Here is a 22,441-nt window from a genome sequence, read left to right as displayed (position 1 = left end):
CGGCGCATGATGCGAAAACGTTTTACAGACATGCAAAGTCCTGGCGCATGATGCGAAAGCATTTTGCAGACGTGTAAAGCCTCGGCGCACGATGCGAAAGCATTTTGCAGGCCTGCAAAGTCCCGGCGCACGATACGAAGGTATTTTACAGGGTGTAATATATAAAAAAAAGAATATGAACTTTTTACTACATAGAAGAATAACGATCTGTATGCTGTTTATCGCACTGACCATGCTCGGTTATGTGTCGTATAAGCAGTTGCCGGTGGAGTTATTGCCCAATGCCGAACTGCCGATGCTGTTCGTACAGGTTTCGTCCCAGCAGGACATGGACCCTTCGTACGTGGAATCGGAAATCGTTATTCCGCTTGAAGGGGCGATCAGTTCGATCGGAGGGGTGGATAAGATACAATCCACCGTCGACAGCCGCCAGTCTACCATACAGATAGATTTCAAAAACACGGTGAACTTCAAGATCACCTCCCTCCGTCTACAGGAGAAGGTGAACGAACTGGCAGCCACTTTCCCCGACGGCTTCAATGTGCAGTTGCAAAAGGTCGATGTCGGCCAGATGGCCAATAACTTTATGGTTTTGCAGGTGCGCGGTTCGGGCGGTGTCGACAGGGTACGTAATATTGTGGATAAGGAGATTCGTTCCGACCTGGAGAATGTGGACGGGGTTGCTTCCGTCAATATCTACGGCGGCCGGGAGAAAGCGATCGAGATACGCCTCAATCCCGAGGCTTGCAAGGCGTTGAACCTGACGCCGTCTTCCATCAGCGGCCTGCTGACGCAGAACACGCAGGATAAGGCCTTTGTCGGTTTTGCCAATGAACCGGACAGCAAATACTTTATCCATGTCAATGCTCTCTATTCGAAGGTGTCCGACCTGGAGAATATCGTGGTCGCTCCCGGTCCTGTGCTGCTGAAAGATGTAGCCACCGTCTTTTTCGACCTGAAGGAAGAGACTTCCTATAGCCGTGTGAACGGAAAAGATGCGGTATCGGTCGCCTTGATGAGCGATTCGCAGGCGAACCTGATCGACTTGTCGCACCGGGCCGTCGAGGCAATCGACCGGCTGAACGAGAAGCTGGCTTATCTCGATGTGGAAGTGGTGGTGCAGGAGAATACGGCCGAGACAATGGAGAATAATATCGACCAGATCATCAATCTCGCCCTGGTGGGCGGTCTGCTGGCCATACTGATTCTCTGGCTGTTCCTGAAGAACCTGCGGCTGGTATTTTTTATTGCCCTTTCAATCCCTATATCCGTTTATACGGCATTTAATTTCTTCTATGCCTTCGGTATAACGATCAACAGTCTGACGCTGGTGGGGATGGCGCTGGCTATCGGGATGCTGCTCGACAATAGTGTGGTGGTGCTTGAAAATATCTACCGCCTTTCGGCTTCCGGTTGTACGCCCGAACGTTCCGTTACACAGGGTACAAAGGAGGTATGGCGTTCTATCGTGGCGGCTACGCTGACGACGGTGACGGTCTTCCTTCCCTTCGTTTTCTCCGACAACTTTATGATCAAGCTGATCGGGCATCATATCGGTGTTTCGATTATCTCTACCCTGACCATCTCCTTGTTTGTCGCCCTGCTGTTCATCCCGATGGCAACTTACCTGCTGCTGAGGAAGAAAAACGGGCAGAGCGTCTTTTATGAAAAGGTTTCGATTGTACAGCGTCCTGTACAGGTCTACCTGGTTTTGCTGAAAACCTGTATGCGGAATCCGGGCGTGACGATCTTCGGAGCGATCATCGTCTTGTTCGTCACCCTGATCCTTTCCATCTACATGAATGTGCAGCAGATGAAAGATGTGAATACCGACCGTATCAATATCTATGTGACGATGCCGACGGGCAGTACGCTCGATAATGCGGATAAACTGGTGAAGGTGATCGAAGCGCGCCTGGACAGTTTTCCCGGCAGGAAAGACTTGATCAGTCGTATAAATGAAAAGAATGCCGTCCTCACGCTTAACTTCACCGATGACTTTGTGAAGAAGGCGGGAAGTAAAATGGCTGAATATAAAGCCACGGTGCAGGCCACCGTATCCAATATCCAGGGAGCGGAAATCTCCGTGGAGGAATCGATGTCGGGTGGCGGCGGCGGAGGTGGCGCAGGAGGAGGAGCTATGGCCGGCCTGGGTAATTTCATGCGCCTGCTGGGTATCGGTGAGAACCGTGAACGGATCGTGATAAAAGGTTCCGATTTCGATGTGATGCAACTGGTAGCCGAAGATTTTCGCTATTACCTCGATGAACAGGAGTTTATCCGTGGTTCGCGCGTCTCCTACAACCGCCGGCAGCCTGAAATACATCTCGATTTCGATCCGATCCTGCTGACTTCATACGAGATTACCCGTGCCAATATTTCCTCCGGACTGGCGGCGCTTAATCCGGAGTATTCTTCGGGTACCTCTTTCAAGATCGGGGAGGATACCTACGATATTATTATCCGTAACGATATCCCCGGCGACGAAGAGAACGAGGAAGAAGAGGCGGAGACGGAAAAGAAAGACAAAACCGTCGATGACCTGCGCCGCGTACAGATACAGAATGCCAACGGCGGACTGCATGATTTGCAGGACCTGGCTTCTGTCAATTATGGCCGGGGACGTACCCGTATCATGCGGGTCAACCAGGATAAACAGATAGAGGTATTCTATAATTTCTCCAAAGACGTGCAATCGTCGAAAGACCTGCTCGAGGGATATCGCTCGGATATCGACCAGTTGGTTGCCAATTATAATCTGCCGTCGGGGGTTGCCGTGGAGGTGTTCCATGAAGAAGATGAGTTTGCCGATTTTAAGTTCCTGATACTGGCAGCTTTCATCCTTATCTTTATGATACTGGCCTCTGTCTTTGAATCGCTGGTGACGCCTTTCGTCCTGCTTTTCTCGATACCGCTGGCTGCTATCGGTTCTTTGCTGGCATTGTTGCTGACAAGCAATAGCCTGTTGAATGCGAATACGCTGACCGGTTTCCTGATCCTGCTGGGCGTGGTCGTGAATAACGGCATCATCCTGATAGACTATTCCAATATCCTCCGCAAACGAGGCTACAGACGCAACAGGGCATTGATGACGGCTGGCTTGTCACGTATCCGTCCGATCCTGATTACGTCGATAACGACAATTGTCGCCATGTTCCCGTTGGCGATGGGAGATTCGGAATATGCCGGTGCTATCGGTGCACCGTTTGCCATTACGGTGATCGGCGGGTTGACATTCTCTGCGTTGCTGACGCTGATCCTGATACCGACTGTTTGTATGGGGCTGGAGAATACTTTGCAGTGGTATCGGGGCCTGTCCCGTAAAATATGGATATTCCATCTGGTACTGTTCCTGTTGGGGGTTGCTGGTATTTGGCTGTATGCCGACGGGATGCTGTGGCAGTCTGTTTACATGGTTCTTCTGGTTTTCGGTATTCCGGGAGTGACTTATTTTGCTCAGACCAGTTTGAGGCGTGCCCGTTCGAAAGTAATCGATCCCGGGGAAGATATACATATCTCTGTCCGCAACCTGGTGAAGATATACGACTGGCCGGGACGTATCAGCCGTCAGTGGAATAGCGGCCTGAATATCCGCCGGCATCTGGGACTGAGCAATGAATATCGTTCGCTGAAAGACTTTGTCAACGTTCTGTGGCAGTTCGGTATGTTGCTTTTCGGTATGTATTTCACCTGGTTCTTCATCAATAACAGGCTGTGGATATTCCTGTTGTCGTTTGCCATCTATGCCACGATCCTTTATCTGTGGCGGAAGGTCCGTCAATACCTGTTCTACCGTTTCGGGGAAAATAAGCGGGTGAAATATATAAACCGTCTGATATTCTGGAGTATTCCTCCGATCATCCTGTTTATTCTGTTCCGGAAGATGGATAATACCGGACTGATTTCCGTTGTGGGCCTTCTGTGGGCCTTCTGTATTGCCGTATATGTTTCTTCGCAATACTTGTATGAAAAGAATGTCAATATAGAACGTATCAAAGGACGGCTGGCTGGACTTCGCCGCTCCTGGTTCCGTATGGTCAAAGGGATTCCGTTGATCGGGAAACAGCGCAGGCCTTTCAAAGCCTTGCGAGGTGTATCTTTTGAGATCCGTACGGGAATGTTCGGTTTGCTGGGACCTAATGGCGCCGGTAAATCAACTCTGATGCGTATTATCTGCGGTATCCTGGAACAGAGTTACGGCAGTATCTGGATCAATGGACTGGATACCCGCATTTACCGGGAGGAATTGCAGAGCCTGATCGGCTTCCTTCCGCAGGAGTTCGGAACTTACGAGAATATGTCTTCCTGGGAGTTTCTCGATTATCAGGCGATCCTGAAAGGGCTTACCGATAATAAGCTGAGGGAAGAACGTCTGGAATATGTGTTGAAAGCAGTTCATATGTACGAACGGAAAGACGACAAGATCGGTTCTTTCTCCGGCGGTATGAAACAGCGTATCGGTATAGCCCTCATCCTGCTTCATCTTCCCCGCATTCTGGTGGTGGATGAGCCAACAGCCGGTCTCGACCCGCGTGAACGTATCCGTTTCCGTAACCTGCTGGTAGAGTTGAGTAAAGACCGTATCGTGATCTTCTCCACGCATATTATCGAAGATATTTCCAGTTCATGCAGCCAGGTGGTGGTTATCAACAAAGGCGAGCTGAAATACTTCGGCGATCCGACCGATATGGTGGATATGGCTACCGGTAAGGTCTGGCAGTTCCATATCGACCGTGAGTCGTTCGAACAGGTGCTGGATAAAACGATGGTGGTCCATCATATACAGGATGGAGATACGATACAGGTGCGTTACCTGTCTGTCGGTTCGCCTTATGAGGGAGCCGTAGAAGTAGAGCCGAACCTGGAAGATGCTTATCTCTGCTTGCTGAAAAATATGGAAGGGAAAAGCGGACAATGAGTTTCTTGCTAATCTCAGGCGTGATGCGAGACACAAGTGGTAGATTAATGTTGTAAAAAGATAGTTATGACGATAAAGCAATTGATACCTTTATTACCCAAGGTGGTAAAATATAACCTGAAGATCATCTTCGCTGGCAAGTTCATCTGGTTCTTGCTGGCGGCATTCGCATTCTTTGCCTATTTCATGTTCCAGGCTGCCTGGAATAGGGCGGAGATCAACGAAGGACTGATCTATAACCTTTTGATGTTCCCTTGTGTCCTGCTGGTATTCTATCCTGCCGTATTCGGCATCCAGAATGATGAGGATAACCGGATACTGGAAATCCTTTTCGGTATCCCTGACTACAAATATAAAGTCTGGGGAGTACGCCTGCTGATGATTTATGTCGCTATATTCTTTATCCTGGTGGCTTTTTCTTATCTGGCTACATTATTGTTATATCCGGTCAATCCGTTCGAGATGTCTGTCCAGTTGATGTTCCCCCTTGTCTTTTTCGGGAATCTGGCCTTTATGCTCTCCACCATCACCCGCAGTGGTAACGGCACGGCTGTGTTTACGATTATCCTGGCTATTCTCCTTCTGATAACGAGCGAGATGGAAATAATAGAACGTTCATTCTGGAATATCCTCCTGAATCCTTTTAAAGTACCTGATAACTTCCTGCCGGTAATCTGGGAAGGGTTGATCGTCAAGAACCGTATTTTCCTTTTGATAGGTGGTATTGTGTGGATGATGATCGGGTTGCTGAATTTGCAGAAGAGGGAAAGGTTTATATAAATAATCAGGCACGGATCACATGCTTTTATTAATAAGTTGTGTGTAATTCGTGCCTGAACTGTATGATCTTAACTGTTCTTGTCTACCCAATCCCTACCTTTCTTAGTTTTGAAAAGGAGAATATATGCTATAAGGACAGCGCCTCCTAAAAGAGAATATAATAATATAGCAGGTCCCATAATTATTTATGTTTTAAAGTTAATACTATAAACCCAACAATACATAATGTAATGGCTAAACCTATAGCGATACTATTACCACATATTTATCGGAGTTAAGCTGTATAACTGTTGTAATAACAGCTCCTCCAATGATCAGCTTCGATAGATCCAATAAGTATCTTCCAAACTCTTTAGAGAAACGGATTTCCTCTTTCCGTATCTGCTCCTGTATGACAGGAACAGGTACAATCCTTATCTTATGCCTGTTCTTCATAGTTAAATAATTTTGTTACAGGCAAAGATAGGGTATAATATTGAAAGAGTACAGGAATAACTGCTAAAAATTATATCTCATCCGGCCAGGGGCAAGGTTTACCCGTTGCCTTGAATGACGGGCGCTGTGCTTCCATCTTTCGTAATTGTTTGCCCAGGTCTTTGGATAGTTTCTTTATCAAGTCGGGATGGGAAGCGGACAAGTCATTCTTTTCGCCTATATCGTCGGGAATATTGAATAACTCTTTTTTTCCTGTCTCATAATAATAGATCAGTTTCCAGTCACCCTGGCGGATTGTGCAGGTGGCTCCGATACCCGGTCCTGTGTTGCCCCAGAGGTTCGGGAAGTTCCAGTACAGGCTGCGCCCTTTGGAGGGATCGCCGGTATTGGTCAGCAGCGGCATGAAGCTGACGCCGTCTATTGGCTGGATAGTCTCGTATTTCTTTATTTCGGCCATTTCGAGGATGGTCGGGAAGAAGTCTTCGATGATCAGGTATTTATCGCATTTGGTCTGCGGCTGTACCTTGCCCGGCCAGCTGACGATCATCGGTTCACGAACGCCGCCTTCGTAAGCGGAACCTTTACCGCTGTTCAGCGGGGAGTTCTGGGTATGAGGTTTGCCGTCGCGCCATTCCGGTTCGGCAGCCAGACCGCCGTTGTCGGACATGAAGATGATGATCGTGTTATCCGCCAGCTTGTTCTTCTCCAGATAATCCATGATATCGCCCAGACTTTTGTCCATTCCCTCTATCAGGGCGGCATAAGCGGCTTCTTTCTCTCCCAGTCCTTTGTCGATATATTTCTGATAAAAACGCATATCCTTATCTATCGGGACATGAATGGCATAATGCGACATGTAAAGGAAGAACGGCTGATCGTATTGTTGCGCCTTATCCAGTGCTTTGGTAGCTTCCTGTGTCAGGGCTTCCGAGATAAAGATATCCTTTCCCCAGTATTTATCCAGGCCCGGAACGGCGAACCAGGGATTCGGCTTACCGTCTGTCCGGTTACCGAAATTGGCTTCTCCCAAATAACTGGCAAGGCCGCCGCCGGCATGTCCGGCAATGTTTACTTCGAATCCGAAATGATACGGGTTCTCTCCCGGTGTGTCTACCGCTCCCCAATGGGCTTTTCCGCAATGGATGGTATGATAACCGTTATCTTTCAGTATTTGAGCCATAGAGGTGACCTGGTAAGTATGTTCGATGCCTGCGACCTCACAGATACCGTTTACATTCCAGTCCGGCAATTCCAGCACATCGCTTTGCCGGTCTGTCGATTTGTTTTTGGGATACGTCCAGTTCGTTACCCGGTGGCGTCCTGCATTCATGCCGGTATAGAGGCTGCAACGGCTCGGCGAACTGATGCTGGATGCATAAGCCTGGGTAAACATCATACCCTGGCGGGCAAGGCGTTCCATGTTAGGCGTTTCGTATACTTCATTATAATGTGTCTTTTCCTTCCAGAAAGGGAGGGAAGTATCTTGCCAGCCCATATCATCTACCAGGAAGAGAATAATATTCGGCCGGTCCTGCGGTTTGGCCGCTTCGGCTTGCCCGGCTGCTCCCAATAATGGAAGTGTTGCCAGTGATAGAAATAGTCTCTTGTTCATGCTCGTATCGTTTTTAGTTCATTTGTTAATTGTTATAGTGCCCGGAGTTGTTACCGGAATGCTGCGTAATTCCTTTTTGTTCCCTGATTCTACCCATACACGGACAGTTCCGGAGCAGAGGACATCGAGGGTGAGTTGCTTCCGGTTGCAGGAGATGATCCTGACGGTTGCCGGCGACAGAAATTTCTCCTGTACTCCGATAACCGCCCAGCCATTGTTTACCGGACAGAGATGATATAACCGGTCGGTGAAACCTTCCAGTTCTGTCTGTTGGTCTGTATCCAGTTCGCTGGCCGTCTGTTCGTTCCAGTCGTAAAGAATGATCCGTTTGTTCTGAGGAATGGGTTTTCCTGTCATGGTTTCACGCAACAGGTAATCGGATCGGCTGATCGTAGCCTGTACCTTGCGGTATCGAGGCGATGTGTTGAGGTTATAGCAGATCAGTGAAATGGCCTCGTCTCCGGTCGGAGCAAATACACGGTATGCCTTTCCACCCTGTAAAGGATTGGTGATGATCGATTCGGGTGTCGGGATAGCCGGGGCTTCGGGACGGAATAACTTTCCTTCCTCGTCGATCAAAGGAAGAATGTTTTCCCGGGTGAAATCGACGGGAGAGTCCGACAGGTAGACCGGACCACCGGATAAGGCTTTCGAGCGGGCCATCAGGCTGCCGCAAACCGTATCGTAGGAATGGAACATATCATGGTCGGGCCAGACTGTCTGTCCTTGCAGTAACGTATTGATATACGACTGGAACAGATGCGATTTGGCCATATCTTCATCATATTTCTTATAGTCGATGCTGACACGGGTCACACCGCTGTATTGTGTATGGTCTATGTTCAGGATATTCTGTGCCATGCAGTTCATCAGTCCGACCTGCTGGTTATGGGTTTGCTCTTCCAATGCCAGGTTACATGCTTTAGATTGCTGTATGACCTCCTTGTTTCCCATATAAAGAGGCAACAGGAAAGACTGGTTGTCTATCTTGAGGAAATCGAAACCATATCCTTTCAATGTCCGGATATAATAGTGATAGAACGTGTCGATATTCTCCCTGCTTTGTCCGGGTAACAGGCTGCCGTTGTAAGGGTAAAGCGATTGCTTCACCTTTTCCGGGAAATCGTTTTCCGGAGATATTCCCATCCAATACCCGCAGAAGTTATACCATAACCCCATCCATTTCACTTTATCTTCTTTCTTCCGGGAGATGATGTTCTTCCATCCGTTGGGAAACCGTTCTCTATCCGGGATGAAGCTGGTAAGCTGGCGGTTCTTATTCGCCAGATGGCCGTCGTCTATCAGGACGTAACGGATGGGGAGGCCGGAAGCCTCGATGCCGTCCAGGTCGTTCAGTATCTTTGTTTCGTCGATATCGTAATGATAATGTTCCCAGGAACACCAACCCAGGTATTTAAAGGCTTCGAAATAATCTTTATCCGTCCTCTTCTGCAATGCCGAAATCTCCCGGTTGCCGGTTAAAGCGATATATGCTTTATGAATGGCTTCATAGGCCGTTTTCCCTTTTTCCATTAACAGGACGGGAGCTTGCGGAGCGAGATTGTCTGTTCCCAAAGTAGATAGGAAGACTGTTAACGAACCATCCCTGTTCACCCGGAACCAGCTGATACTATTCTCTCCGGCAACAGCTTTGGCAAACATATATTGTCCGTCAACCAGTTCCAGCAATAAGGCATCCCCCAGCAGGGAAGGCGCTCCGTTAGACGGGATACCCGGATAATCTTCCTTCGCCAGATCGTCGAGCCGGGTAAAGACCCAGGTCAGTAACCGGTTGGTATTATTGGGCCACTGATAATCGCCGGAGCGGGAGTCGCGACTAAAGAATATGCCTTGTTTATAGGAGGGTATATTCGTTTTATAAGAGACTGTTTGTTGCTCTCCCGGTATGTTCTTTTCATAATAGACAGGTGTCTGTTGCTTCTTCAGATCGATAGCCTGCTCCATCCGGAAAGCATCGACATCGTTGAACATCTTTCCCCGTTCATAGACAAAGGTTGTTTGTCCGGAGAGGGAAGGGCTGAGCCAGGCCGCACTGCTCAGGATCAATGTCAGCAAATATGTCTTGTTTCTTGTCATTTGTTTACTTCTTGAACGTTGAAAACACTGAAGTTACGTATATCCGGTTGTGCTACCGATTGAGAGATTGTCAGGCGCAAAGCGGAAGCCTCTACTGCCGGGAACTGTTCTATACGCTTGTGCCCTACCGATTCGCCTTCGCAAATGGTTTGCCATTTACCGTTTACCCTGGCTTCTACTTTATATTGACGGATACGCTCACCGTTCCGGATGTTTTCCTGGATAATGCAATGATTGACCGGTTGCGCCTTATCCAGTTTCAGTGTCAGGCTTTTCTTTTGTCCGGAGGTAGAGGCAATCGGAGAGGAGAAGCGGCGGTTTATCTCGTCGCCCCATTCTTTCAGTCGTTGCACGTCGCCGGATGGGATCAGACCTGTTGTATCGGGTGTCAGACCGACAATCAGTGTTGCATTCCTTCCGACCGATTTATAATACATATTCATTAAAGATTCAACCGGGTAAACCGTATTCTCGTCATCCGGCTCCCAGAACCATTCATGCCGTCCGTTCATGCCTCGCAAGGGAGTGTCTGCCATAGCCGGAACCCAGTATTTTCCATCCTTGTCGCCCTGTTTCAACAGATCGTTATGGTTTCGGCTCCCTTCCGTATTATTACTGTGTGAGTAAGGGTAGGGGAAAGAAGACCAGCAGGGATAACCGACCGTCCCTGTCTCGGAACCGCCCCAGCGGAAATCCGCCCGGTCTACGTTATGATAGAAAAGACATTCCGGCTGGTACTTGCTGACGATGGGCAATACGTCCGGCCCGTTGCCTTTCGGATCGTCTGCGCCACCGTCAAACCAGATCATAAACAAATCACCGTAGCGGCTGCAAAGTTCTTCAACCATGCGTTCGCAGAAATGCTTATACCATTGTTGACGGTTAGCGGCAAACTCTCCTTCTCCCTGTACCTTGAAATTATGAACGCCAAAAAGTGAGTTCCACCGGATACCGACATAGATCCCCGGCATTATATCGTATTTTCTACATGAATTGACAAAGTCGCGGATGATATCCCCCTTCCCGTCGCGCCATTTTACCGCTTTCAGGCAATAAGGATTGACATCGCTCTGGTAAATGGCAAAGCCTGTCTCGTGGGTGGCCGTCAGGACGGCAAACTTGGCCCCCGCTGCTTTTGCCGCCTGTACCCACTGGTCCGTATTTAGTTGGGTAGGGTTGAAGATATTGTAATCTTCTATCGGCTGGACGCGGTTGTTGCCCTGACCGTATTTGATGCCATCGAAGACATGGAGATCATAATGGAAGACGACGCCCATTTCCGACTCGTGCCATTTCAACTGGTGAGGGGCCGGACGGGGGATATCCGCCTCTTGTCCCGTTGCCGGGAAAATACTTGCTATCAGTAAGATTGCCAGATAAAGATGTGTTTTCATGTGTATATAATTTACAGACAGTTCATAAACGGATCGTTGGTCTTCTTCAGCCAGTCTTTCAACTGGTTTGAAAACTGTTTAATCAGTGTCGGCTGATCGGGGGCTATGTTGTTTAGCAGGAATGGATCCTGTTCGCGGTCGAATAATATCCATTCGTCAGTCCGGCCGTTTGTGGCGTGTACTGCAAATGTATATTTTTTCGTCCGTAATCCCCTGTATCCGGTTGTTAAATTTTCAGGGAGAAGATAATAATAGGGCTGTACGATCTCCTGTGTATTCTCCGGTGAGAGGATAGAAGCGGACAGGTCGAAAGTCTGGACCTCTGCCGGTATCCGGTCTTTGAATCCCATTAATGACAAGAGGGAAGGATACAGGTCGGCGAAAGCGATCATCAGGGTAGAATCCCGGCGCGGCGTGATCTTTTCCGGCCAGCTAATCATCATCGGGATGCGCATGGCTTCTTCGTAATAAATATTTTTACCGATATGCTCGTGCATCCCCATGCTGTCGCCATGATCGGAAGTAAACACCACAATTGTATTGTCGAACAATCCCTGTTCTTTCAACTGGCGGATGATACGGCCGACCTGTTCGTCGACACCTGTCATACAGGCATAATAATCCAACACACTCTTGCGGTAGAAGTCTCCCATTTTTGTCCCTTTGGGGGCGATGATGGGGGAGTTGCATACTGTTTCGACATCTACGTTGCGGTAGATTTCTTTGTATTTGTCGGGAACCAGCTCATATCCGGTATGAGGCGGGTTCATGGATACGACCAGGGCAAAAGGCTTGCCTGCGTCGCGTAATTTATTATCTCGATTGGCGATATAGTCGATGGCCCGGTCGGCTTCATATTCCGGTCCCCATTGGTCGACGAAATAGAACTCGTCGCGCGAAGCATCCGTATCCCAGTACATGGGTTTCAGATGATAATCGTATGTGCCATAGGCGATCCAGTGGCTGAAACCGTGGCGGCGTTCTTTGGGACACCATTCATTCCAGGCTATTTTTCCTTTGTTGTTATTGGTTTCAATGTAGGGCTGATAGGGGGAGTCGAGATGCCATTTTCCAATGTATCCCAACTCATATCCCTGGTCTTTCAGGACGTCGGACCAGCAACGGGCCGATTCGGGAAGTTCAACTCCGTAAGGGGCAGTATTGGAATTACAGTTGCCTGTTACCTTGCTGCTTACCGGATACATGCCAGTCATCAGCATGCCTCGGGCAGGGGATGAGACGGGATAACTGCTGATCGCATCCGTAAAGTGCACACCTTCGGAGGCCAGCTTGTCCAGATTGGGTGTCCGGACCGGTTCCAATCCCAGGCATCCTATAGCCTGTCCGCGCCATTGGTCGGCCATAATGAATACTAGGTTAGGAGAAGATGGCTTCTCTTTAGCTTGTATGGTGCCGCTGTATAGGCAGGAAGTAATCAAAAGTAAGTATTCCGGTAAGTGTTTCATATCTGCTTTGTAATGTTTAATATAGGACCTTTTATATAGTTGACCCAGGTGAAATACATGTTTGACCTGGGTCGAATACCCGTTTGACCCAGGTCAAAAGTATATCAGATAAGGACGTTTGTATTAGCAGGCTGTAGCTTTCTGCCTACTATGTCCTTTACTTCTTGGCACTTGTTCCCGGTTGTACGTCCCATCCCGGATTCTGGTAGATGTAAGCAGTGCTTATATCACCTCCCTTTTGAGGGGTACTCAGACGGATCACGTCGTAAGCGATAGGTGCCAGGTAATGAGCTTTCATGAAAGTATATCCCAGGTATGCCTTGTTGTTACGTTGTATTTGGTACGGGCGGAGATACTTGTTGTAACGGCTGGAAACGTTCGGTTCGTCTGTTTCACCTTCCACTTTCAGGTCGTCATACAACTTATAATTTTCATCCCAGAGGTTGAAACCTTCTACCTGGTAGTCTTTCATTCGATCGAGTGCTCTCCAACGGTACAGGTCGTCGAGGCGGAAGCCTTCAGCCAAAAACTCGATACGTCTTTCGCGGCGTATGTTATATAATGTAGCATCTACCAGTTGTTCGCCGGAATAAGTGGCAAAATCGTTTTCTTTCGACAGGTCGGTAGCTGCAATAGTTTTCTGAAAATCTTCATCCACACCGGCACGGTTGCGCAGGGCTTTCCAGTAGGCGGTACTCTTGGCATCCAGATTATGGTCGAGTTCGTAGTTTGCTTCGATATAATTCAGATATGCTTCTGCGGCACGGAAAATTACGCATCCGGTATTGCTCGGCAACGTCGGGCCCATGTTGATATCCTGGTTCAATCCTTTACGAAGGCAATAACCGGTGGTACTCTTGTTTTCCGTAACGATAGTTATGCCCGGGCGGGTGAAGTTGTTGAGGCTGTTGATCGGATCGCCCGGGATACTTATTGATTCGCGGAAACGATTGTCGCGGTCGGTCGCTACATCTTCCAATGTCTTATCGCCTTTATAACCGGAACCGGAGGCATAGATAGGCAGCCCGTTTTTCATCAGAACGCTTTCAACCAGCGTACGGGTAAAACCTGTATTTCCGCAACCGTTGCCGGAGGGATGAACCGTTTGCAGATAAGAAACAACGTAATGGAATACTTTCAGGCTGATGTCGTATCGTCTCCAAAGCAAAACCTCTTTCATATCGGACAGGTCAACACTGTTGAACATGCTTGAATAATCTCCCAGTGGGAAAGCATCGGCAACTTCCTGGGATGCTTTCTTTGCTTCCGAGAGGAAGAAGTTTATTTCCGAATTCAGGTCGATGGTGAAATCTTTCAGATAACTGGCATTGGCACCCGGCCAGCCTGGTCCGCCCGGAACACGATCGGTTCCTGCATGATATTTCAACCAGGTTCCTTCGTACAAAGCGACTCTCGATTTGAGCAGAAGGGCTACGTATTTAGTCAGACGGTTGGATTCGGGAGCTGTTTCTTTCATCATCTCTGTGGCTTTATCCAGGTCGGTCAGGATGAAACGTGCCACTTCGTTTTGCGGACGGCGTTGGTTGGCTTCGGCCAGTTCGACATAATCGTCCGACAGGATTTTATCTACGATCGGGAAGTCACCGTACTTTTTCATGAATGTGAAGTACTGGAAAGCGCGGAAGAAATACATTTCACCGATATAATGGCGGATGTTGGCATCTAAGCCGCTGATCTTACCTTCTTCATATTTGGGCAGTACGGTTTCGAGGAAATAGTTACAATCGCGTATCTTCTTGAAATCCCATTCTCCGCTGGTCGGTACGCGGCGTTCGCCGGGAACGAAGTTATCATCTTCTTTTGCAGCGCATTGGTTGTCGCTGTTGTTGTCTGTTTTGAAGACACCGATACTGTATTCACCCGGTTTGTGTGCCGGAAGTGCGTCGTATTGGGCAGCTCCGAAACTGGCTAACTCGGCTTCCGTATTCAGATAATGTTCGGAAGTGACGGACGACAGGGGTTCACGGTCGAGGAAATCGTTACACGCAGTGAAACTGAGGGAACCGACTGCCAGCGATAATATAATGATTGATTGCTTTTTCATGATGCTTTAATATTTTAGAATGAAACATTTACTCCGCATGACAGTGTTCTTGAAAGCGGATAGATTTTACCGTTACCCAATGCTCCGCCTACTGCTTCGGGATCGAATACACCGAAGATGGAAGAAATGGTAAACAGGTTGTCGCCGGAGAAGAATACGCGTGCTTTGCTCAGACCGATCTTCGAGGTGAGCTGGTTAGGCAACGTGTAACCGATCTGCAGGTTTTTCAGGCGCAGGTAAGCGGCACTTTGCAGATAACCGGACTGTGTTTTATGGTTCTTTGTTGCATTAGCGTCGAAATAGGGCTTTGGAAAGTAAGCGTTGAGATTGGCACCCATATCATCACCTTCCGGACGGAAGTAATCGAAATGTTCCTTATATCCGATAGATTGCCAGATACCGCCATCTACAGCGCCCCAGAAGAAGTTACCGTCCAGCCAGATGTCGCGTTTGCAGACTCCCTGAAAGAAAGCGCGGAAGTCGAAACCGTTCCAATCGGCTCCCAGTGTGATACCTACCTGATAGCGGGGAGTTTCATTACCGATGATTTTGCGGTCGCCCGGATCGCCAACCGTGTTGGAGCCTGTTGTGATCTTACCGTCACCATTGATATCTCTATACATGATGTCGCCTGCCCCCCATTTACTACCGATCTGTGACTGGTCTGTCGTTGCCAGATGATCCTGCATTTCCTGCTCTGTCCTGGCAATACCGATGGTTTCGAATCCCCAGATGTCACCCATGTATCTGCCGTTATAAGGGACATATTCCATGATTCCATCCGAATTCTTGCGGTCGATGATTTGCGCATCATTCGGGTATTTGGTGATTTTGGTACGGGCATCTGCCAAGGTAAATCCGACGGTATAGCCCACCTTACCGATCTGGTCGTTCCAGGTTAAAGCCAGTTCCCATCCTTTACTTTGCATGGCAGCGTTGTTGATACGCGGCAGTTTGTCGTTGTCGATACCGATGATAGAGGATTTCTCTTCGGGAGGACCGACCATGTCGTCTGTTTTTCTCATGTACCATTCGAACGAACCTGTCAGGCGGTTGTTCAGGGCACCGAAGTCGAAACCGATATTGGTGGTCGTGATCTTTTCCCATGTCATCAGGTCGCTGACCATCAATGGGGCAGTAGCCGTAGTCGGTTGCTGTCCGCCGATCAGGTATTTTCCGTTTTTCAGTCCCAGCGGCTGTGCCGGATAGAACGGATAAAATTCCTTCGTGTTCTGGTTGCCCAGCTTACCCCATGAGAAACGGGGCTTCAAAGTGCCTACATATTCCGAAAGATCTTCCCAGAATGCTTCACGTGCGATGTTGTATCCCAACGAGAAAGAAGGGAATACATTCCAGCGTTTATCACGCAGGAAGCGTGAAGAACCGTCGTAGCGGATATTGATCTCAGCCAGGTAACGACCGTCGTAGTCGTAGTTCAAACGTCCGAAGAAGCCGGCAGTTGCCCATTCCTTCTTGTTTGCAGAAGTATAATCTTTACCCATGCTGGTGTCGATACTCGGTACTTCGTCGCTGATCACATCGTCACGTTTAGCATACACATAGTTCTGCTTGTAGAGTTCGGTGTTGAAACCGACCATTACTTTGAAGTTATTCTTATTGAACGACTTGAAGTAATCGGTATACAAGCTGGTTGTCAATAAGTTATTGTCCTGTGCGGAAGACCATGCATAGGTTGCTCCCGGACCATAACTCCCGGCAAATGCCATAGGCACCGGTTCATTCTTTGAGTTCCATTCATACACTTTAGCCAGGTTTTCGTCTTTGTTTATATGTTCTGCCTTCAGGCTAACGTCTCCGCGGATATTCCAGTCTTTCAGCGGAGTGATAGTTACGTTGGCCTGTGTATAGATAATGTCTTTCCGGCGTTTATAACGTCCGCCGTCTTTGATCTGGATGATCTTGGAGTTACGCATGTAGTGGCCGTTTGGGTCCTGGAAAGGCATGGTCGGCCAGGTACGTGAGATGTCGTGGTAATATAAACCGACCTGGATACCGTTTGCCGTATTGTCCGGATCGTCATTTGCATAAGTCGGACGATCGAGTTCTTCACGGATGAAGCGGGTACTTAAACCAATCTGCAACCAGTCGTTTACTTTCGAGTTGATCTTAGCCGAGGCATTCATACGTTTGAAGTCATCATCGCCGTAACGCATGTTACCGCCCTGGTCCATAAAGGCACCCGACATGAAATAAGTCAGCTTTTCTGTACCGCCGCTTACATTAACATTATGTTCATGGCTGAAAGCTGTTTTGAAATGATTGCGGGTCCAGTTCTGGTTGTCATTGGCCAGTTGGTGGAACTGGTACATTCCGTTGGCACTGTTCGGTATGGTTGATGTCGTTAATTCTCCTTTCTGATAAGCGATAATGCGACCGATAGTTTCATCGTTGAATGATGCACTTTGTCCGCTGTTCAGGGCAGCTGCATTGAAGTACTTGGCAAACGTGTATGAGTCCATCATATCCGGCAAGTTGGTGGCGGTAGACCAGCGCAGGCTGTTATTATAGGTAACCTGTGTCTTTCCGCTTTTTCCGCTTTTGGTAGTAATCAGGATCACACCGAACGGGGCACGCGAACCGTAAATACTGGATGCGGCAGCATCTTTCAATACGGAGATGTTCTCGATATCATCCGGGTTCAATGCGTTCATATCTCCTTCGATGCCGTCGATAAGGATTAGTGGGGCATCGTTAGAACCTTCACCGATTGTACCTGTACCGCGGATATTTACTTTCAAAGCGTTACCCAGGGCACCTCCCTGGTTGTTGAGTGAAAGGTTCAGACCGGGAACAACACCTTGCAGGGCTTGTCCTACTTGAGCTACCGGGCGTGATTCGAGTGCTTTGGTGTCGACGGTGGAAACTGCTCCTGTCAGGTTTACTTTCTTTTGTGTACCGAAACCGACAACGACTACTTCGTCGAGTGTCTGTGTATCTTCACCCAACTGGATGGTGTACACCTTCTGTACTCCGTCAACTTTGATGGTTTGTGGCTGGTAACCGATATAGGAAATATGTAGTATATCTCCTTTTGATACATCCAGGGAAAACTTACCGTCCATATCGGTGACAGTTCCGTTGGTGGTTCCTTGTACCAGAATGGTTGCTCCGATAACCGGATCACCCAGACCCTTGTCTGTAACAGTACCAGTAATGGTTAACTGCTGTGCGTATATATAAGATATACTGGCCATCAGCAGTGCAATTAATAATGTGACTCTCTTCTTCATCCTCTTTTAGTTTTAAGGTTGTGAATACTAAATTTTAAATAATCTTTGTAAGCAAAAGTATCGGGTATGCCTGAATGGACTGGCAAGCGTTTTAGTCATTAACAATGGGTATTTTCTTTATTTCGCTTATTGATATTCAGTATACTTTGTATTTTATTCACGGATAGTGGGTATTTTGTTCATTCGTGCTATGCGGGTGGTTTTTCTTTTGTTTAATTGTCCTTACTCTCCTTCTTTTTTTGTTTCTTTGTATATGAACCTGATGTTAACCTCAGGGAGGTACGTGAATGTGGAAATGAGGAAATTTATTATAGTTATATCGTTTGTTATCTTTTATAGCTTTACAGGCTATGCTTTTTTTGAAAAGGATATCCGGGTACTTACTATGCAGAATGGATTGGCCGATAATACGGTTTCCTGCATCCATAAGGACCGGGATGGTTTCATGTGGTTCGGTACTGATAACGGACTGAGTCGGTATGACGGAAAAAACATTAAGAACTTCGGTTCGGATAGCCTTTATATGAAGGTGTTTCATATCAGCGAGACGGAGAACGGCTTGCTCTGGCTGATAGCCAACGGACAACTGTTTTGTTTCGACCGCCGGATGGAGCATTTCATACCGGTGAGGATCAGTGAAAAATATACCGGAGTTCAGGACATACTCATGCAAAACGATACTTCTTTCTGGTCTATATCGCCTGATGTTCTTTCCCTTGTCCTGATCGATTACAAAAAAAATAAAGATGGAAATATAGCAGAGGTTGACCTGAGGGTAGAAATGGAGTTTACCGGTTTAGGAGGAAACGATACCGATTATATGGCTTTTTGCCAGTCGCCGGAAGGCTTGATCTATATCGGGACGAATTGGGGAAATATCATTACATTCGATCCGGAGACATTCCAGGTAATAAGTAAAGGTGAGTTGCCGAAGGTTAGTAAAATGCATGTACATAGACTTTTATATTCCGAAGGATATGTGTGGATCGCCACTTGGGCGAACGGGGCGATCCGCTATAATCCGGAATCGGGAACTTATACGCAATATACTTATAATCCGGAGGACAAAGTAAGAACATTATCCCATTGGGATGTTTACCAGATGGTATCGATCAGCAACAGCCGTTACCTGGCAGCCACCTGGAATGGATATACGATCATGGTACCTGACAAAGATGATTCTACCCGTTTTACGACAGAAGTATATAATAATACAGCATCGCAGTTACATCGCAATCTGGAGACTCGTATGATCTCTGCTTATTATGATCCTGAAGGAATTATTTGGGTGGGAACACAGGGAGGAGGAGTTTATGCTTCTGATTTGCGTAAGCAGTTTTATCAGCGTTTTCATCAGGAGACGCATAATGAAATATGCGGAATGGCAACCGATAAAAAGCAATATATCTGGCTGGCAACTTTCCACAAAGGAATCCTTAGAAGTACGAAACCGTTTGACCCGCAAAGCCGTCTGTCTTTTGAACCGGTGTCGTCCGGTAGCGGAAATACGGTCTTGTGTGTTACCACTGATAAACGGGGTGATTTGTGGTTTGGTAATAACAGGTCTGAACTGATTCACTATCATTCGGATACCGGTAAGCTGAGTATTTTTCCTATTCGTGTATCCGATAATCCTCAATGGACGGGTTGGATCTGGACTTTATTGTTTGACAGCCAGGAGCGTTTATGGTTAGGGACATCAAACGGTTTGTTACTTTTCGATCCTGTTACGGGATTGTTTACGCATTATTCTACCGGTTCCGGTGCTATACGGGCAATGACAGAGATATCTGGAGAATGTCTGTGGTTAGGAACTATATACGGACTTAAAAAGTTTAGCTTCACAGATGGTACTATCCGTTCGGGATTTGAAAAGCAAACTAATATCCCGGCCAAGGAGATTCGTTCCCTCTTTTCTTCCTCTGACGGAAAGTTGTATATCGGTTTTACAGACGGGTTTGGTATAATGGATTTGTCTTCTGATACGATCGAGAGTTTTTATACAACCCATGATGGGTTGAGCAGCAACTTTATCGGCTGTATCAGCGAAGATTCGAAAGGACATCTTTGGCTGGGTTCCAACTCCAGCATTTCGCGTTACAGCAAGCATCAGAAACTCTTTTATAACTATTATATATCGGGTAATAACCGTTCGGTAATGCATTATAAGAATTTCTTGTTCTGGGGAAATAACAAGAATATGACCTATTTCCTTCCGGACGAAGCCATGAATGACCATCCAGTCTCTGACAAAGTGGTAATAACCCAATTGGAAGTCGATAACAAATCCGTCGAGATCGGACAAAAGGTGAACGATCAGGTCATTCTGGAGAAAGGTATTCCCTATACTAATGAGTTTACACTGACTGCTGCCAATAATAACTTTTCACTGATGTTCAGTAATCTGACTTATTCGGACGAGTTACAGAAGTACAGCTATCGGTTAACGCCGGCTCAGTCGGACTGGCTGATTGCTGCCGATGGGGAAAGGGTTTCCTATGCCAATTTACCCCCGGGAGAATATCTTTTTGAAGTAAGTAGTATTATGCCGGACGGTTCCAATGGGAATGCGACTTCGATGGTAATCCACATTTTGCCTTTCTGGTATGAAACAGCCTGGTTCCGTTTCCTGATAGCTACTCTGGCTGCCTTTCTTATTTATTACCTGATACGTCGTGTAAGGAGAGAGCAAGCCCGGCTGAGACAGGAGGAGCGCCTGAAACATGAGTTGTTTGTTTCCAATCTGGAACGCGAGAAAGAGAAGCAGATCAACCGTGAACGCGGAAACTTCTTTACGAACGTATCCCATGAACTTCGTACACCTCTCACACTGATTCTTTCTCCTTTACAGGAGTTGTTGCAGACGGAGCGTCTTTCAGAAACTTTGCATGATAAGTTATCGTTGGTCTATAATAATGCGACCTCATTATCTACCCTGGTGAACCAATTGCTGTACGTCCAGAAAATCGAGGCCGGAATGGTTCAGTTACATTTGTCGAAAGTGGAGATCGTTGCTCTGGTTGAACACGTAATGTCTTCTTTCAGGCATATGGCCGAGATAAAAAGTACTGAGTATGTCCTGAACTCCGGTATCTCGTCGCTTGATTTATGGCTGGATGCTCCGAAAATAGAATCAGCCTTGAAGAACCTTCTTTCGAATGCGCTCAAATATACCTCGAAGGGCGGAAAGATAAGGGTTACGATCACGGAGAAGGAGGTGGACGGGAAAATGTTCTGTTTATTATCCGTTGCAGACAATGGTCCCGGCATCGCTGAAAATTTGCAGGGACGCATCTTTGAATCCTTTATAACGGGCGAAAATGATCCCTCATTTTCTACCAAGGTGGGTATCGGTCTGCGTATCGTTAAAAACACGATGGACCTCCATCATGGGAAAGTCTTGCTGAACAGTGCTCCCGGCAAAGGCTCCGAGTTCATCCTTTACCTTCCGTTGGGGCGCGAGCATTTTAAAGAAGATGTATATCAACTGGTTGAGGATACCCGTGATGAACAGAAGGAGGAAGCATTCATTGCCCCGGAAAAGGTTCGTGAAGAGACATCCCCCGAATCAGGCAAGAAATTGCTGGTTATTGAAGATAACGATGAGATAAGACATTATATCCATACGCTATTCAAGAAGAAATACCGTGTCCTGGAGGCCCGGGACGGTGAAGAGGGCGTGCGGATCGCCCGTGAAGAGATCCCTGACCTCATCATTTCGGATATAATGATGCCGGTCAAAGACGGCTTTAGCTGTTGCCAGGAGATCAGGCAGGAGTTGCAGACGGCCCATATCCCGATCATCATGCTGACGGCCAAAGCTGAGGAGGAGGATTTGCTGAAAAGTACCCGGATCGGTGTGGACGACTATATCATGAAGCCTTTCAACCCCGAAGTACTCAAAGCCAAGGCAGAGAACCTGATCCGCATGCGTGAGCAGCTGAAACGTATCTATACGAAAACCCTGATGTTGAAACATACGGTAGAGAAGCCGGAGGAAGAAGAGCAGGCCGGCCTTTTCATGCAGCAGGTAATCAGTATCGTCGAAGCCAACCTGACGAACCCGGATTTCAGTGCCAAAAGCCTGGCAAGCCTGTTGAATCTCAGCCAGCCTACCTTATACCGGAAGATGAAGCAGCAAAGTAACCTGTCGATTATCGAAGTGATCCGCAGTATCCGTATCAGCAAGGCAGCTTCCCTGATCATGCAGAAGAAATATTCTGTTCAGGAGGTGGCCGAAATGGTCGGTTATAACGATATAAATACATTCCGCAAGCACTTTACGAATCAGTTTGGTGTATCGCCTTCCCGTTATAATGCTTTATAGTCTCCGTTACCCTTGGGGTAGAGCTGGTTACCAGGGAGAGACTGTCGTTAACCCGGTGTATCGTTTCCCTTACCATTGCATTCCCTTTGCATATCA

General features: G+C 47.6%; 10 protein-coding genes. 3 read left to right on the top strand and 7 right to left on the bottom strand.

Features of this window, described 5'->3' with window-relative positions; all coding sequences use genetic code 11:
- Positions 1-175 precede the first annotated feature (175 nt).
- Together DWW91_RS00355 and DWW91_RS00350 are read left to right on the top strand one after the other, a co-directional pair.
- A complete protein-coding gene (locus tag DWW91_RS00355; RefSeq protein ID WP_122326823.1) occupies positions 176-4,918 on the top strand; it encodes an efflux RND transporter permease subunit in 4,743 nt (1,580 codons plus the stop codon).
- Positions 4,919-4,984: 66 nt separating this feature from the next.
- The gene (locus DWW91_RS00350) at positions 4,985-5,698 is read left to right on the top strand and encodes a hypothetical protein (RefSeq protein ID WP_009860435.1); all 714 of its coding nucleotides are present in this window, start codon (positions 4,985-4,987) and stop codon (positions 5,696-5,698) included.
- Positions 5,699-5,938: 240 nt separating this feature from the next.
- Here DWW91_RS00350 and DWW91_RS00345 read toward each other — a convergent pair whose 3' ends face one another.
- From DWW91_RS00345 to DWW91_RS00315, 7 genes are all read right to left on the bottom strand, one after another.
- Positions 5,939-6,133, bottom strand: coding sequence for a DUF6722 family protein (locus DWW91_RS00345; protein WP_010801152.1), 195 nt, complete (start codon positions 6,131-6,133; stop codon positions 5,939-5,941).
- 70 nt (positions 6,134-6,203) lie between these two features.
- Positions 6,204-7,745: a sulfatase gene (locus DWW91_RS00340; RefSeq protein ID WP_122326618.1), complete on the bottom strand. Its 1,542-nt coding sequence runs from the start codon at positions 7,743-7,745 to the stop codon at positions 6,204-6,206.
- An 18-nt stretch (positions 7,746-7,763) separates the two neighbouring features.
- Positions 7,764-9,842 (bottom strand): Sip1-related alpha-galactosidase, encoded by a 2,079-nt coding sequence (locus tag DWW91_RS00335; RefSeq protein WP_122326617.1) that lies wholly within the window; start codon positions 9,840-9,842, stop codon positions 7,764-7,766.
- Complete coding sequence (locus DWW91_RS00330) at positions 9,839-11,236, bottom strand: alpha-L-fucosidase (RefSeq protein ID WP_122326616.1); 1,398 nt, start codon at positions 11,234-11,236, stop codon at positions 9,839-9,841. The genes DWW91_RS00335 and DWW91_RS00330 overlap by 4 nt, the downstream gene beginning before the upstream one ends.
- 11 nt (positions 11,237-11,247) lie before the next feature.
- Positions 11,248-12,702, bottom strand: coding sequence for a sulfatase (locus DWW91_RS00325; RefSeq protein WP_122326615.1), 1,455 nt, complete (start codon positions 12,700-12,702; stop codon positions 11,248-11,250).
- A gap of 157 nt (positions 12,703-12,859) precedes the next feature.
- Positions 12,860-14,767, bottom strand: coding sequence for a RagB/SusD family nutrient uptake outer membrane protein (locus DWW91_RS00320; RefSeq protein WP_122326614.1), 1,908 nt, complete (start codon positions 14,765-14,767; stop codon positions 12,860-12,862).
- A gap of 14 nt (positions 14,768-14,781) precedes the next feature.
- Complete coding sequence (locus tag DWW91_RS00315) at positions 14,782-18,018, bottom strand: TonB-dependent receptor (protein ID WP_122326613.1); 3,237 nt, start codon at positions 18,016-18,018, stop codon at positions 14,782-14,784.
- 295 nt (positions 18,019-18,313) lie between these two features.
- On the opposite strand from DWW91_RS00315, the gene DWW91_RS00310 reads away from it, so the two are divergent.
- Positions 18,314-22,345 carry a two-component regulator propeller domain-containing protein gene (locus DWW91_RS00310; RefSeq protein ID WP_199722530.1) on the top strand — a complete coding sequence of 1,344 codons (4,032 nt, stop codon included), beginning with the start codon at positions 18,314-18,316 and terminating at the stop codon, positions 22,343-22,345.
- The last annotated feature ends 96 nt before the right edge of the window (positions 22,346-22,441 follow it).

It is taken from the genome of Parabacteroides sp. AF17-3 (assembly GCF_003635445.1).
GTDB lineage: Bacteria > Bacteroidota > Bacteroidia > Bacteroidales > Tannerellaceae > Parabacteroides > Parabacteroides goldsteinii.
Note: the sequence above shows the minus strand (reverse complement) of the source record. Positions and strands in the feature narration are given on the sequence as shown.